Annotated in this window: 1 protein-coding gene; it reads right to left on the bottom strand. The window is 68.7% G+C overall.

What is annotated here, in order from left to right:
* Positions 1-579: hypothetical protein (locus AC1DRF_RS31680; protein ID WP_477742785.1), on the bottom strand; the 579-nt coding region annotated here is incomplete at both ends.

The raw sequence follows: 579 nt of genomic DNA, 5'->3' as shown, positions 1-579 counted from the left end.
GTTGCCCCCGTAGATGCCGCCGTGCAGCGTCAGCGTGGTCGGCGCGGTCAGGACGTAATTGCCGTTCCACGATCCGTTGTTGGAGATCGACGGCGCACCGCCGGTGAGTGTCGTGTCGTAAGCCTGCAGTGCGCCGCCGATGGCGTTGATGCGGCCACCTCCCTCGAGCACGAGTCGCGCCGCGGACGTATCGGTGCCGAGCACGCCCGGGCCGGAAAGGTTCAGGATTGCGCCATTGCGTACGGTGACGGTGCCCGGACCTGCGCCCGTCCACGCAGTACCGCTGACCTGCAGCGTGCCGGCGGCGACGTCGATCGCCCCGGTCAACGTCTTCGAACCACTGAGATCGACGGACCCCAACCCCGACTTCGTGAAACCGACCGTGCCGGCCAGCGTCGAGGCAATGACAAGCGCACCGCCGCCATCGAGCACCGGCGTGCCCGTCAGCGCGAGCGTGGTGCCCGTGAGCGTCACCGCGCCACCGAGCGGGGAGAGGTCGCCCGCGGTGATCGCCGCGCCGAGCGTGATCGTGTAGGTGCCGTTCGACGGGAAGATGGCACGGTGGTCGCCATTGATCCA

This window comes from Priestia sp. P5_B4 (assembly GCF_056400385.1).
This window is presented reverse-complemented; position numbering and strand designations above follow the sequence as displayed.